This is a genomic window from Hymenobacter lutimineralis, assembly GCF_008271285.1.
GTDB classification, from domain to species: Bacteria; Bacteroidota; Bacteroidia; order Cytophagales; family Hymenobacteraceae; genus Hymenobacter; species Hymenobacter lutimineralis.
The window spans coordinates 57,529-72,586 of sequence record NZ_VTHL01000002.1 but is presented as its reverse complement, the minus strand read 5'-3'; the positions used below and the strand labels follow the sequence as shown (position 1 = coordinate 72,586).

9 protein-coding genes are annotated in these 15,058 nt (G+C 55.8%); all 9 read left to right on the top strand.

Features of this window, described 5'->3' with window-relative positions:
- Positions 1 to 27: 27 nt before the first annotated feature.
- Entirely contained in the window at positions 28 to 405 is a 378-nt protein-coding gene (rplL, locus tag FY528_RS02610; RefSeq protein ID WP_149069441.1) for a 50S ribosomal protein L7/L12, read from the top strand.
- A 336-nt stretch (positions 406 to 741) separates the two neighbouring features.
- The gene (rpoB, locus tag FY528_RS02605; RefSeq protein ID WP_149069682.1) at positions 742 to 4,608 is read left to right on the top strand and encodes a DNA-directed RNA polymerase subunit beta; all 3,867 of its coding nucleotides are present in this window, start codon (positions 742 to 744) and stop codon (positions 4,606 to 4,608) included.
- 324 nt (positions 4,609 to 4,932) lie between these two features.
- Positions 4,933 to 9,279 (top strand): DNA-directed RNA polymerase subunit beta', encoded by a 4,347-nt coding sequence (gene rpoC / locus FY528_RS02600; RefSeq protein WP_149069440.1) that lies wholly within the window; start codon positions 4,933 to 4,935, stop codon positions 9,277 to 9,279.
- 91 nt (positions 9,280 to 9,370) lie between these two features.
- Entirely contained in the window at positions 9,371 to 9,700 is a 330-nt protein-coding gene (locus tag FY528_RS02595) for a DUF3467 domain-containing protein (protein ID WP_149069439.1), read from the top strand.
- A 215-nt stretch (positions 9,701 to 9,915) separates the two neighbouring features.
- Positions 9,916 to 10,344, top strand: coding sequence for a 30S ribosomal protein S12 (gene rpsL / locus FY528_RS02590; RefSeq protein WP_054410986.1), 429 nt, complete (start codon positions 9,916 to 9,918; stop codon positions 10,342 to 10,344).
- An 85-nt stretch (positions 10,345 to 10,429) separates the two neighbouring features.
- A complete protein-coding gene (gene rpsG, locus FY528_RS02585; RefSeq protein ID WP_149069438.1) occupies positions 10,430 to 10,897 on the top strand; it encodes a 30S ribosomal protein S7 in 468 nt (155 codons plus the stop codon).
- Positions 10,898 to 11,004: 107 nt separating this feature from the next.
- Entirely contained in the window at positions 11,005 to 13,149 is a 2,145-nt protein-coding gene (gene fusA / locus FY528_RS02580; RefSeq protein WP_149069437.1) for an elongation factor G, read from the top strand.
- Between the two features lie 21 nt (positions 13,150 to 13,170).
- Positions 13,171 to 13,476 (top strand): 30S ribosomal protein S10, encoded by a 306-nt coding sequence (rpsJ, locus tag FY528_RS02575; protein ID WP_044016018.1) that lies wholly within the window; start codon positions 13,171 to 13,173, stop codon positions 13,474 to 13,476.
- Between the two features lie 146 nt (positions 13,477 to 13,622).
- Positions 13,623 to 14,903, top strand: coding sequence for an O-antigen ligase family protein (locus FY528_RS02570; RefSeq protein ID WP_149069436.1), 1,281 nt, complete (start codon positions 13,623 to 13,625; stop codon positions 14,901 to 14,903).
- Positions 14,904 to 15,058 lie beyond the last annotated feature (155 nt).

Sequence of the window (15,058 nt, the reverse complement as noted above, 5' to 3'; positions counted from 1 at the left end):
AACCCCCCTTTTTAACAATCTACAGAAATGGCAGATTTGAAAGCATTCGCCGAGCAGCTCGTTAGCCTGACGGTAAAAGAAGTAAACGAACTGGCTGGTATCCTGAAAGACGAGTATGGCATCGAGCCTGCTGCTGCTGCTCCCGTAATGGTAGCTGGTGGCGGTGGCGCAGCTGCTGAAGCTCCTGAGGAGAAGACTTCGTTCGACGTAATCCTGAAGTCGGCTGGCGCTGCTAAACTGGCTGTGGTGAAACTGGTGAAAGACCTGACCGGTCTGGGCCTGAAAGAAGCCAAAGAACTTGTTGACGGTGCTCCTAAGCCTTTGAAAGAAGGTGTAACCAAAGACGAGGCTGAAGGCCTGAAGAAGCAACTGGAAGAAGCCGGCGCTGAAGTAGAAGTTAAGTAATTTCTGCTGCCTGCTCTGACACCAGCAAATATGGAGAGGCCTGGCAACTAAGCCAGGTCTTTTCCTGTTTGTAGGCAACAACCAGCAAGGAAGTTCGTTTGCACGCCGCTTTGCGGCTTTTTGTGCCTACGGCTGCCAGAAGCGCAAGGTTATGCTTTGCGCTTTCGTGCGCCCGGAAGGGTAGCCGCCTCAGCACACGCGAGGGTGGCCCGCAGCAGCTTCCTGATAGGCCCAAGGTAACGGTTTTACCGCTACGCTGGGTTGGATTCTCTCAGTGTCCATTTCCTAACCCCACATACATTGGCTACACCGAAAGCACAGACAGGCCTGCAAAAATTGCAAGCCGCTGACGAGCGGATCAACTTCGCCAAGATTAAAAAGGTTATTGAGTACCCGGATTTCCTGGACGTGCAGGTTCGCTCGTTCATGGACTTCTTCCAGTTGGAAACGGCTGCCGAGAACCGGACCGATGAGGGCCTTTTCAAAGTGTTTGCCGAGAACTTTCCGATTTCGGACTCGCGCGAAAACTTCGTGCTGACCTTCATGGATTACCACGTGGATCCGCCGAAGTACTCCGTAGACGAGTGCATCGACCGGGGCCTGACGTACTCCGTACCGCTGAAAGCTAAGTTGCGCCTGGTCTGCAACGACTCGGACAACGAGGATTTCGAAACGATTGAGCAGGAAGTGTTCCTGGGAAATATTCCCTACATGACCGAAAAAGGCTCGTTCGTTATCAACGGTGCTGAGCGCGTAATTGTGTCGCAGCTGCACCGCTCGCCGGGCGTGTTCTTTGCCCAGAGCAAGCACACCAACGGTACCAAGCTGTATTCGGCGCGTATCATTCCGTTCAAAGGCTCGTGGATTGAATTTGCCACGGACGTGAACAACGTGATGTACGCCTACATCGACCGGAAGAAGAAATTCCCGGTTACCACGCTGCTGCGTGCCATCGGCTACGGCACCGACAAAGACATTCTCGACCTGTTCGGGCTGTCGGAAGAGGTGAAAGCCGACAAGAAAATTCTGAAGAAAGCCGTAGGCCGCAAGCTGGCTGCCCGGGTGCTGCGCACCTGGACGGAAGACTTCGTGGACGAGGATACCGGCGAGGTAGTATCCATCGACCGGAACGAAGTGCTCTTGGAGCGCGACTCGACCATCGAGGAAGAAGATATTGACACCATCCTGAATGCCGGAGCCAAGTCGGTTATCCTGCACCGCGAAAACGTCAACATCGCCGACTTCGCCATCATTTACAACACGCTGCAGAAGGACAACTCCAACTCGGAGAAGGAAGCTGTCGAGCAGATCTACCGTCAGCTGCGGAATACCGAAGCGCCCGACGAAGAAACTGCCCGTGACATCATCCAGAAGCTGTTCTTCTCGGATAAGCGTTACGACCTCGGCGACGTAGGCCGTTACCGCATCAACAAGAAGCTCGGTATCGATACCGGTTGGGACGCCCGCGTACTCACGAACGAGGACATTGTGCTCATCGTGAAGTACCTGATCGGTCTGATCAACTCGAAGGCCATTGTCGATGACATTGACCACTTGAGCAACCGCCGCGTGCGCACGGTAGGGGAGCAGCTCTACGCCCAGTTCGGCGTGGGTCTGGCCCGGATGGCGCGTACCATCAAGGAGCGCATGAACGTGCGTGACAACGAGGACTTCAAGCCCGTTGATCTGATCAACGCCCGCACGCTCTCGTCGGTTATCAACTCGTTCTTCGGCACCAACCAGTTGTCGCAGTTCATGGACCAAACCAACCCGCTGGCCGAGGTGACGCACAAGCGTCGCGTATCGGCACTCGGGCCGGGCGGTCTGTCGCGCGAGCGGGCTGGTTTCGAAGTACGGGACGTTCACTACACGCACTACGGACGCCTCTGCACCATCGAAACGCCGGAAGGCCCGAACATCGGTCTGATTTCATCGCTGTGCGTGCACGCCCGGGTGAACTCGATGGGCTTCATTGAAACTCCCTACCGCACCGTGGAAAACGGCAAGGTAGATACCACGGAGAACGTGAAGTACCTGACGGCTGAGGAAGAGGATACCCACCACATTGCGCAGGCCAACGCCCGCATTGATGAGCAAGGTAACTTCATCAACGACCTGGTAAAAGGCCGTTTTGAAGGTGACTTCCCCGTGGTAGGCCCCGACGAGTACAGCTACATGGACGTGGCCCCGAACCAGATTGTGTCGGTGGCAGCTTCCTTGATTCCGTTCCTGGAGCACGACGATGCTAACCGCGCCCTGATGGGCTCGAACATGCAACGTCAGGCCGTACCGCTACTGAAAGCCGAAGCTCCTATCGTGGGCACCGGTCTGGAAGGCCGCGTGGCTATTGACTCGCGTACCCTGGTAGTAGCCGAAGGTGACGGCGTAATTGACTACGTAGATGCCAACCGCATCGTAGTGAAGTACGACCTGACGGAAGACGACATCCTGGTAAGCTTTGATGCCGAGAAGATTTCGTACGACCTGATCAAGTTCCGCCGCACCAACCAGGATACCTGCATCAACCTGACGCCCCTCGTGAAGAAGGGCGAGCGGGTAACCAAAGGACAGCCCCTCTGCGAAGGCTACGGCACGAACAAAGGTGAACTGGCCTTGGGCCGCAACATGCAGGTGGCCTTCATGCCGTGGCAGGGCTACAACTTCGAGGACGCCATCGTTATTTCGGAGAAAGTAGTCCGCGACGACATCTTCACCTCGATTCACATTGAGGAGTTTGAGCTGGAAGTGCGTGAGACCAAGCGCGGCGAAGAAGAGTTGACTTCGGAAATTCCGAACGTAAGCGAAGAAGCCGTGCGCAACCTCGACGACAACGGCATCATCCGCCTGGGCGCTGAAGTTCGCGAAGGCGACATCCTCATCGGTAAGATTACGCCCAAGGGCGAAACCGACCCGACCCCGGAGGAGAAGCTGCTCCGCGCCATCTTTGGTGACAAGGCCGGCGACGTGAAGGATGCCTCCCTTAAGGCGCCACCTTCCCTCAATGGAGTAGTTATAGGCACCAAGCTGTTCTCGCGTCCGAAGAAAGACAAAAACCTGCGGGCCAAGTCGAAGAAGGAAGTAGAAGAGCTGAAGGATTCGTACGCTCGGGAACTGCGCGGCATCAAAACCGTGATGGTAGACAAGCTGGTGCAGCTACTGGAAGGCAAAACCTCCCAGGGCGTGAAGCACAAGTTCGGCGACGAAATCATCTCGAAGGGCGTGAAATTCGGCAAGAAGAACATTGCTGAAAACCTATTCCCCGAGAAGAACCCTTACAAGGACGAGAGCAACTACGCGGTTCCCGAAGAGGTGAACATGTTCAAGGACCTCGTGCTGGAAGGCTGGACGGCCGATGCCCGTGTGAACAGCATGGTAACCGAGCTGGTGAAAAACTACGCCAAGAAGCGTAACACCATCACGGCCCGCTTCAAGCGTGACCGGTTCACGCTGGAAGTAGGCGACGAACTGCCCGCTGGTATCGTACAGCTGGCTAAAGTCTACATCGCCAAGAAGCGCAAGCTGAAGGTGGGTGATAAAATGGCCGGTCGTCACGGTAACAAAGGGGTTGTAGCCCGCATCGTGCGCGATGAGGACATGCCCTTCCTGCCCGACGGCACCCCAATGGACATCGTGCTCAACCCGCTGGGTGTACCGAGCCGGATGAACATCGGTCAGATTTATGAGACCGTACTGGGCTGGGCTGGCCTGAAGCTGGGCCGCACCTACGCTACCCCGATTTTCGACGGTGCTACCGAAGAGGAAGTATCCCGCGAACTGACGGAAGCCGGGCTGCCCCACTTCGGCCGTGCTTACCTGCACGACGGTCTAACGGGTCAGCGCTTCGACCAGCCGGTAACCGTGGGCGTAATTTACATGCTCAAACTCGGTCACTTGGTTGACGATAAGATGCACGCTCGTTCCATCGGGCCGTACTCGCTCATCACGCAGCAGCCGCTGGGTGGTAAGGCGCAGTTCGGTGGTCAGCGCTTCGGGGAGATGGAAGTGTGGGCGCTGGAAGCCTTTGGTGCTTCCAACGTGCTGCAGGAAATCCTCACCGTGAAGTCGGATGATGTGGTAGGCCGCGCCAAAGCGTACGAAGCCATTGTAAAAGGCGACGTACTGCCCAAGCCCAATATCCCCGAGTCATTCAACGTACTCATCCACGAGTTGCGCGGTCTGGCCCTGGAAATCACGCTTGACTAAGGTTTGAAAATGGTGGCTGCTGGTGCGCAAGTATCGGCAGCCACCTTTCAGACCTTCTGATATAATAGAGTACCCGCGGTTCGGGAAACCGATAACACTTGCTGCCGGCGTCGTTCCGAGATATGGTCAGAACGGCATCAACCTCCGGAAGCAATTGGCCGCAACCTGAATTGCCCGACCTGGCGAGAAACTACTGCGCGGCGTACCTATCCGACCCGCAGAGCACTTTTCGCAGAGTCAAACTGTTTTGTTCTTTCCGACCATTCTTAAGACTGGCGGAACCAACGGACAGAAAAAGCCACCAGCTAACAACAGCTACCCTACATGGCGTTTGCAAAAAACAAGAAACTGGTACAGGACTTCTCGAAAGTCACCATTTCGCTGGCCTCGCCCGAATCCATTCTGGAGCGGTCGAACGGTGAGGTTGTGAAGCCCGAGACGATCAACTACCGGACGTACAAGCCCGAGATGGGCGGCCTGTTTTGCGAGCGGATTTTCGGTCCCGTGAAGGACTGGGAATGCCACTGCGGCAAATACAAGCGGATTCGCTACAAAGGCATCATCTGCGACCGTTGCGGCGTGGAGGTGACCGAGAAGAAAGTACGCCGGGAGCGGATGGGCCACATCGAACTGGTGGTGCCCGTAGCGCACATCTGGTACTTCAAGTCCCTGCCCAATAAAATCGGCTACTTGCTGGGCCTGCCCACCAAGAAGCTCGATCAGATTATCTATTACGAGCGGTACGTAGTTGTACAGCCCGGCGTATTAGGCGAAGAAGGCGTGCAGCAGCTCGACTTCCTCACCGAAGACGAATACCTCGACATCATCGACAAGCTCCCCCGCGAGAACCAGATGCTGCCGAACGAGGACCCCAACAAGTTCATCGCCCGCATGGGTGCCGATGCCCTACAACTCCTATTGGAGCGCATCAACCTGGACGAGTTGTCGTACTCGCTGCGTGACTCTGCCGCCCACGAAACTTCGCAGCAGCGTAAGGCTGAGGCCTTGAAGCGTCTGCGCGTAGTAGAAGCGTTCCGTGATGCCGCTACCCGTGTGGAAAACAAGCCCGAGTGGATGGTAATCCGTATGGTGCCCGTTATTCCGCCGGAGTTGCGTCCCCTCGTTCCGCTGGATGGTGGCCGTTTCGCCACGTCCGACCTGAACGACCTGTACCGTCGCGTCATCATACGCAACAACCGCCTCAAGCGCCTGATCGAAATCAAAGCGCCTGAAGTAATTCTGCGGAACGAGAAGCGTATGCTGCAGGAAGCCGTGGATTCGCTGTTCGACAACTCACGTAAGGTGAATGCCGTGCGTGCTGAAGGCAACCGGGCGCTGAAGTCGCTGTCCGATATGCTGAAAGGCAAGCAGGGCCGCTTCCGTCAGAACCTGCTCGGTAAGCGCGTTGACTATTCCGGTCGTTCGGTAATCGTCGTTGGTCCTGAGCTGAAGCTGCACGAGTGCGGTCTGCCCAAGAATATGGCGGCCGAGCTGTTCAAGCCGTTCATCATCCGCAAGCTCATCGAGCGCGGCATCGTGAAAACGGTGAAGTCGGCCAAGAAGATTGTCGACCGCAAGGACGCCGTGGTATGGGACATCCTGGAGAACGTGCTGAAAGGCCACCCAGTGCTCCTGAACCGGGCTCCTACGCTTCACCGCTTGGGTATCCAGGCGTTCCAGCCCCGCCTCATCGAGGGCAAGGCTATCCAGCTGCACCCACTCGTTTGTACGGCCTTCAACGCTGACTTTGACGGTGACCAGATGGCTGTGCACGTTCCCCTGGGACCGGCCGCTATCCTGGAAGCCTCTATGCTCATGCTGGCTTCGCACAACATACTGAACCCCGCCAACGGCGCGCCCATCGCGGTACCGTCGCAGGACATGGTACTCGGGCTGTACTACGTGACCAAAGGCAAGCGCAGCACCGAAGACGAGAAAATCGACGGGGAGGGCATGATGTTCTACTCCGATGAGGAAGTAGTTATTGCCATCAACGAAGGCATTCTGTCGAAGCACGCTTACATTAAGGTGCGCACGCAGGTTCGGGACGAAGACGACAACCTCGTAACGAAGATTATTGAGACGGTTGCCGGCCGCGTGCTGTTCAACCAGCTGGTGCCCGCCGAAGTAGGTTTCGTAGATGAGCTGCTGACCAAGAAAAAGCTGCAGCAAATCATTTCGATGGTGTTTAAGCGGACCGGCATGGCCCGCACCGCGCAGTTCCTCGACGACATCAAGACGCTGGGCTTCCAGTCGGCTTACAAAGGTGGTCTGTCGATGGGTCTGGGTGACATCAACATCCCGAAAGAGAAAGACGCCCTTATTGCGCAGGCTCAAGCCGACGTAGCTGCCGTAACGCAGAACTACCAGATGGGTCTGATTACCGACAACGAACGGTACAACCAGGTTATCGACATCTGGACTCGCATCAACAACCAAATCACTGAAACCCTCATGGGTCGCCTCGAAAAGGAGAACCAGGGCTTCAACTCGATTTACATGATGATGCACTCCGGCGCCCGTGGTTCGCGCGAGCAGATTCGTCAGCTCGGCGGTATGCGGGGTCTGATGGCTAAGCCGCAGAAGTCGCTGCAGGGTTCGGTAGGCGAGATTATCGAAAACCCGATTCTGTCGAACTTCAAAGAAGGCCTCGACGTAATCGAGTACTTTATCTCGACCCACGGTGCTCGTAAAGGTCTGGCCGACACGGCTCTGAAGACGGCCGACGCCGGTTACCTGACCCGTCGTCTGGTAGACGTGTCGCAGGACGTTATCGTAAACGAAGTGGACTGCGGTACCCTGCGCGGCATCGAAACCTTCGCCCTGAAGGATAACGAGGACGTAGTAGAGCCGCTGGCCGAGCGTATCCTGGGCCGCGTAGCGGTACACGATATCATCGACCCCCTGACCGACGAAATCATCCTCACTGCGGGTGATGAAATCACGGAAGAGGTTACCCGCCGTATTGATGCTACCAGCATTGAATCGGTGGAAATCCGCTCGGTACTGACTTGCGAATCCAAGCGTGGTATTTGCGGCAAGTGCTACGGCCGTAACCTGTCGTCGGGCCGCATGGTGCAGAAAGGTGAGGCTGTAGGCGTAATTGCTGCCCAGTCCATCGGTGAACCCGGCACCCAGCTCACGCTGCGTACTTTCCACGTAGGTGGTACGGCCTCTAACATTGCCGTAGAAGCCAGCCTGAAGGCCAAGTTCGCCGGTGTGGTAGAGTTCGAAGACATCCGGACCGTAGAAACTGCCAACCCCGACGGGGAGCCAGTGAAAGTGGTAATGGGTCGCTCGGGCGAAATCCGCATCGTGGAGAAAGGCACCGGCAAGGTGTTCATCTCCAACCACGTTCCTTACGGCTCGTTCCTGCTGGTTGAAGAAGGCCAGGAGGTAGAGAAAGGCACCGAGCTGAACAACTGGGACCCGTACAACGCCGTTATCCTGGCCGAGTTCGATGGTACCGTTCAGTACGACGCCATCACCGAAGGCATCACCTACCGCGAGGAGTCAGACGAACAGACTGGTCACCGCGAGAAAGTGATTATCGAATCGAAGGCTAAGGACCAGAACCCGGCCATCATCATTCGTCCTGGCAAGAAAGGCGACATGGAAGGTCACAAGGCCTACTCTATCCCGGTTGGCTCGCACTTGAACGTGGAGAATGGAGAGAAAATCAAGGCTGGTCAGATCCTGGCTAAGATTCCGCGTGCCGTGGGCAAAACCCGCGACATCACCGGTGGTCTGCCCCGCGTTACGGAGCTCTTCGAAGCCCGTAACCCCTCGAACCCGGCCGTTGTGGCCGAAATCGACGGTGTAGTAACCTACGGTACGGTGAAGCGTGGTAACCGTGAAATCTTCGTGGAGTCGAAAGACGGCGTGAAGAAAAAATACATGGTACCGCTGTCCAAGCACATTCTGGTGCAGGACAACGACTTCATCCGCGCGGGTTCGCCGCTTTCCGATGGTGCCATCACCCCGTCCGACATCCTGAGCATTCAGGGTCCGGGCGCCGTGCAGGAATACCTCGTGAACGAGATTCAGGAAGTGTACCGCCTGCAGGGGGTAAAAATCAACGATAAGCACATCGAGGTGGTCGTTCGCCAGATGATGCAGAAAGTGGTTATCCTCGACGCCGGTGATACGACCTTCTTGGAGCACCAGGTAATCGACAAGATTATCTTCATGGAGGAAAACGATACCATCATCGACATGAAGGTGGTAACCAACGCGGGCGACTCCACGAACCTGAAGCCCGGCCAGATTGTAACGGCTCGTCGCCTGCGCGACGAGAATAGCAGCCTGCGCCGCCGCGACCTGCAACTGGTAGAAGTACGCGACGCTCAGCCGGCCGTATCTCGTCCCACGCTGCAGGGTATCACGCAGGCTTCGCTGGGTACGCAGTCCTTCATCTCGGCTGCATCTTTCCAGGAAACGACCAAGGTGCTGTCGGAAGCCGCCATCCGTGGCAAGGCCGACGAACTGCTGGGCCTGAAGGAGAACGTAATCGTAGGTCACCTCATCCCGGCTGGTACCGGTCTGCGCGAGTACACGCGTCAGATTGTGGGCTCGAAGGACGAGTTGGAAGCGCTGCAAGCGCCCAAAGCCGACGATGCCGTGGCTCCGGCCAAGCGCCCCGCCCGCGCCGCCCGTCGCGAGTCGGTGTAAGCGTTAAGGTGTAAGTACAGGAAAAGCCGGTCGAAGCAATTCGGCCGGCTTTTTCTTTACCTTGTTCTACGAAACAATTACGATTTGAAGCATGCAACCAACCGACCCCAATATACCCCAGGACCCGAACGCCATCAACATTGAGCTGTCGGAAGCTATAGCCGAGGGCGAGTACGCCAACCTGGCTATGATTGCGCATAGCAGCAGCGAGTTCGTCATCGACTTTATCCGGCTGATGCCGGGGTTGCCGAAGGCCAAGGTAAAGTCCCGCATCATCCTGACGCCGGAGCACGCCAAGCGGCTGCTTTCAGCCTTACAGGAGAACATAGAGCGGTTCGAGCAGACGTTCGGGCCCGTGAAAGTGCAGAACGATTCGCCTAGCTACCCCATGGGCTTCGGCGGCGCGGTAGGGGAGGCCTAATAAAAACTCACCTTAAGGAAAGGCTTCTGCATCCGGCAGAGGCCTTTTTTGTTGGTGTCAGCCAGCGGCAGCCCAGCAGTTTTCAACTAGCTGGGGAGATAAGCCTGATTCCTAAAATTAACTATTTCAACCTGTTTGCTATTTCAAAAGCAAGTCAATACCTTTGCAAGCCTAATTTTTTGGGAGTGAACCCCCCTAGACAAACCATTCCGTAGATGCCTACCATCAACCAGTTAGTACGAAAAGGCCGCGAGAAGCTGACGACCAAGTCGAAGTCGCCGGCTCTTGACTCGTGCCCGCAGCGCCGTGGCGTTTGCACCCGTGTGTACACTACCACGCCTAAGAAGCCGAACTCGGCTATGCGCAAAGTGGCCCGCGTGCGTCTCACCAACGGCAAAGAAGTTAACGCCTACATCCCTGGTGAAGGCCACAACCTGCAGGAGCACAGCATCGTGCTGATTCGTGGCGGCCGTGTGAAAGACCTTCCCGGCGTACGTTACCACATCATCCGGGGCGCCCTGGACACCGCCGGCGTAAACGGCCGTCTGCAGCGTCGCTCGAAATATGGCGCCAAGCGTCCGAAGCCCGGTCAGCCTGTGGCTACGGGTAAAGGCGGCAAACCCGCACCCGGCAAGAAAAAGTAATTGATACGAGTGTGGTAGCCCGAAGTGCTGGATAGCATATGGTTCTTATCCCACTCGTGGCTACTACCTACTCACATCTGAACCCATGAGAAAGTCAAAACCGAAAAAGCGCATCCTCCTGCCCGACCCCAAGTTTAAGGAGACGCTGGTAACCCGTTTCGTCAACTACATGATGTACGACGGGAAGAAAAACCTGGCCTACGGAATTTTCTACGATGCCTGCGAACTGGTTGAGCAGCGCACCAAGGAAAGCGGCCTGGAGATGTGGCGCAAAGCCCTCAACAACGTAATGCCGACAGTAGAAGTGAAGAGCCGCCGCGTAGGTGGTGCTACCTTCCAGGTGCCGATTGAAGTTCGCGCCGACCGTCGCATCGCCGTTGGTTCGAAGTGGCTGATTCAATACGCGCGTCGTCGTGGTGAGAAAACCATGAAAGACAAGCTGGCTGGCGAAATCATTGCCGCTGCCAAAGGTGAAGGTGCTGCCGTGAAGAAAAAGGACGACACGCACCGGATGGCCGAAGCTAACAAGGCCTTCTCGCACTTCCGCTTCTAATCAGTTGTTGGGGTCTTAGGGTCTTGGGGTCTTGGTTTTGTTCTGGTACAAACCGAACGACAACCAAGACCCTAAGACCCTAAGACCCTAAGACCCCAACAAAAATCATGGCTGTTAATAAAGACCTGCAATACCTCCGGAACATTGGGATTATGGCGCACATCGACGCCGGTAAGACCACGACCTCGGAGCGCATTCTCTACTATACCGGTAAGACCCACAAAATCGGGGAAGTGCACGAAGGTGCTGCTACGATGGACTGGATGGAGCAGGAGCAGGAGCGTGGTATCACCATCACGTCGGCTGCTACTACCACTTTCTGGAACTACCCGACCGACGCCAACGGCGACCCGACGCCGGAAACCAAGCAGTACAAAATCAACCTCATCGATACTCCCGGCCACGTTGACTTCACGGTAGAAGTTGAACGCTCGCTGCGCGTACTCGACGGTGCCGTTGCGTTGTTCTGCGCTGTTTCGGGCGTAGAGCCCCAGTCGGAAACTGTATGGCGCCAGGCTGACAAGTACAAGGTGCCCCGCATCTGCTTCGTCAACAAGATGGACCGTGCCGGTGCCGACTTCTTCAAGGCGGTTAACGAGATTAAGGAGAAGCTGGGCGCTAACCCCGTGCCGCTGCAAATCCCGATTGGCGCCGAAGACACCTTCAAAGGCGTAGTTGACCTACTGACGGGCAAAGCCATTGTATGGGACGACGCTACCCAAGGCAAATCGTACCACGAAATCCCGGTTCCCGAGGATCTGGTGGAAACGGTAGCCGAGTGGCGCGAGAAGCTCATCGAAAGCGTAGCCGAGTACGACGACACGCTGATGGAGAAGTTTTTCGAAGATCCGGAGAGCATCACCCGCGAAGAAATGATGGTGGTAATCCGCAAAGCGGTTATCGACATGAAGTTCTCGCCCGTTATGTGCGGTTCGGCTTTCAAAAACAAAGGTGTGCAGTCGATGCTGGACGGCGTAATGGCCTACCTGCCTTCGCCGCTGGACATGCCCGCCATCATCGGTACCAACCCCGACACAGGCGAGGAAATCGAGCGTCACCCCGACAATGCCGAGCCTTTCACGGCCCTGGCGTTCAAAATTGCTACTGACCCCTTCGTTGGTCGTCTGTGCTTCTTCCGCTGCTACAGCGGCGTGCTGGACGCTGGCTCGTACGTGCACAACAACCGCACGAACAAGAAGGAGCGTATCTCGCGTCTCATGCAGATGCACTCCAACAAGCAGAACCCCATTGACAAAATCCAGGCGGGTGACATTGCCGCCGGTGTGGGTTTCAAAGACATCAAGACCGGTGACACGCTGACCGACGAAAAGTCGCGCATCGTACTCGAGTCGATGTCGTTCCCCGAGCCGGTAATCGGTTACGCCATTGAGCCCAAAACTCAGGCCGACGTGGATAAGATGGGTATGGCTATTGCCAAACTCGTGGAAGAAGACCCCACGCTGGTGGTACAAACTGATCCTGAGACGGGCCAGACCGTACTGAAAGGCATGGGCGAGCTTCACCTTGAAATCATCATCGACCGTATGCGTCGGGAGTTCAAGGTGGAAATCAACCAGGGTGCTCCACAGGTTGCGTACAAGGAGGTATTGACCAAAACGGTTGAGCACCGCGAAACCTACAAGAAGCAGACGGGTGGCCGTGGTAAATTCGGTGACATCGTATTCGAACTCGGCCCCAAACTGGTCGATCCGGAGAAACCCGGTCTGGAGTTCGTAAACGACATCACGGGTGGTGTTATCCCCCGCGAATTCATCGCGCCGGTTCAGAAAGGTTTCGAAGAAGCCATGAAGAACGGTCCGCTGGCGGGCTTCCCCATCGAAGGCATGCGCGTGCGTCTGTTCTTCGGCTCGTACCACGATGTTGACTCGGACGCGCTGTCGTTCGAACTGGCTGCCCGCGGTGGTTTCCGCGAAGCTGGTAAGCTGGCCGCTCCGAAACTGCTCGAGCCTATTATGGCCGTAGAGGTAGTTTCGCCGGACGAGTACACGGGTTCCGTAACGGGTGACCTGAACCGTCGCCGCGGCATCATGAAGGGCATGGACACGAAAGGTGGCGCTAACGTTATCAAAGCTGACGTTCCGCTGTCGGAACTGTTTGGTTACGTAACGTCGCTGCGTACCATCTCTTCGGGTCGCGCTTCCGCCTCGCTGACGTTCTCGCACTACGATCAGGTGCCCAACAACCTTGCGGAAGCCATCATCGCCAAGCAAAAGGGTAACGCCATTCGCTAATACCGCTTTCATTCAACAGACATGAACCAGAAAATTCGCATCAAACTCAAATCCTACGACCACAACTTGGTGGACAAATCGTCGGAGAAGATCGTGAAGGCGGTGAAGGCTACGGGCGCTATCGTAAGCGGTCCGATTCCATTGCCGACCATTAAGGAGAAGTTCACCGTACTTCGTTCGCCCCACGTGAACAAGAAGTCGCGTGAGCAGTTCCAGCTCTGCACCTACAAGCGCCTCGTGGATATCTACTCGACTTCGTCGAAGACGGTAGATGCCCTGATGAAGCTTGAGCTGCCTAGTGGCGTAGACGTTGAAATCAAAGTCTGAGGACTGGTTTCTTTGATTAAGTAAGGAACACCCCGTAGAGCCACCTCTGCGGGGTGTTCTTTTTTTATCCTCAACTTAGCAGTCTCAATACCCTCTTCGTCGAAGCATGCAACGCCACGCACCTGCTTCCGCCTCTTCAAGTGCATATGCGTTTTTTGCCTGGTTATTTAAAAGACTCTACTGTGCTGTTGCGGCTAGCTGCGCTGAGCTGCGGAATCATTATGGTTGGGCTATTCACGGTGAATTTTTTTCGCGTCCTGACGAGCATTGGCATCGTTGCTCTTTTTATTGTGGCGCTTTTCTACCGGCTTACTTGCTCTGCTACCTACCGTAGCAAGTTCTCGGCCGTTTACTACAGCCTGTTAGGGGTATTTGGCTTAGTACTATTATCCGGACTACAAACACAGGTTGGGAATGCCGCTGAGTTCTGGCGGGGCGTTACGCTGCAGTTGCCTTTCCTGGTGCTTCCCCTTGCGTTTCTGTGGTTGCCTGGCCTGCCGGGACGTTACTTGGTTAGGTTGAACGTGTTTTTCATCACACTCGTCACTTTGTCTGCTCTGGGCAGTGCGGGTTATTATCTAAGTCATTTCGTCGAAATCAACCAGCGGTACCTAGAGTCGCAAATCATGCCAACGGCTCCGGACCATATCCGGTTTAGTTTGATGGTGACGTATGCGGTAGCAGCCGCAACGGTACTTGTAGGACGGAAGGTGGTAGACGGGCCGTGGCGTCGATATTTGCTGGTGATTATTGCCTTCCTGGTTTTGTATCAGCATATGCTGGCCGTGCGCAGCGGCTTGCTAACGCTGTATGCACTGGCGGGTGTTGCCATTGGCTGGCTGCTGCTATGGCGGCGTAATGTGCGGCTCGCCGGGCTCATTGCTTCCCTGATGCTGCTTACCCCTATGGTGAGCTACGGGGTCTTTCCAACCTTTCGCAACAAGTTTCTTAATACCCAGGACGACGTGGGGCGCGTACGGCAAAGTACCTCGGCCAATAATTACTCCCTGGTAGGGCGGTTTTATTCCTATAAGGTAGCCTTGGAAATCTTTGAAGAGCATCCAGTGCTTGGCGTTGGCCGGGCCAACATGAAGCCGGCCATTGCCCAACAGTACCGCCAGCAGTTCCCCTCTATCTCCGAGGAGGCATATATCTTACCGCACAATCAGTTTCTCTATTACCTAGTTGCCTATGGTGGGCTGGGCGTACTGTTGTTTACGCTGTTCTTCTATTTCCCGGGTATTCGCATCTGGCCCCATTATTCGCCGTTGCTGTTAGCCCAGTACCTGATCATCACCTTATCCTTCCTAGTGGAGTACACCCTGGAAGCTCAGGTTGGGCTCACATTTGCCCTGCTGTTTATATTACTGGCTTTAAACGGGCAGGAGATGCCAGTCGAGCCGGAGCAACAGTGGCGGCCTCGCTAGCTCCCATTAACAGATTGTACTATTGGAATACCCGATAGGCAACGGAGGAGGCTCGTAGCTTAGGTAACCGAATACCAAATGATGCCGTCCGTTGCGAGAAATAGCCTGACACTGAACGACTAGAACACATAGGTGACTATTGCTAACTCCCTGAA

Coding starts and splice junctions, on each gene's coding strand:
- rplL (WP_149069441.1), top strand. CDS start 28: ATGGCAGATTTGAAAGCATTCGCCGAGCAGCTCGTTAGCCTGACGGTA.
- rpoC (WP_149069440.1), top strand. CDS start 4,933: ATGGCGTTTGCAAAAAACAAGAAACTGGTACAGGACTTCTCGAAAGTC.
- FY528_RS02595 (WP_149069439.1), top strand. CDS start 9,371: ATGCAACCAACCGACCCCAATATACCCCAGGACCCGAACGCCATCAAC.
- rpsL (WP_054410986.1), top strand. CDS start 9,916: ATGCCTACCATCAACCAGTTAGTACGAAAAGGCCGCGAGAAGCTGACG.
- rpsG (WP_149069438.1), top strand. CDS start 10,430: ATGAGAAAGTCAAAACCGAAAAAGCGCATCCTCCTGCCCGACCCCAAG.
- fusA (WP_149069437.1), top strand. CDS start 11,005: ATGGCTGTTAATAAAGACCTGCAATACCTCCGGAACATTGGGATTATG.
- rpsJ (WP_044016018.1), top strand. CDS start 13,171: ATGAACCAGAAAATTCGCATCAAACTCAAATCCTACGACCACAACTTG.
- FY528_RS02570 (WP_149069436.1), top strand. CDS start 13,623: ATGCGTTTTTTGCCTGGTTATTTAAAAGACTCTACTGTGCTGTTGCGG.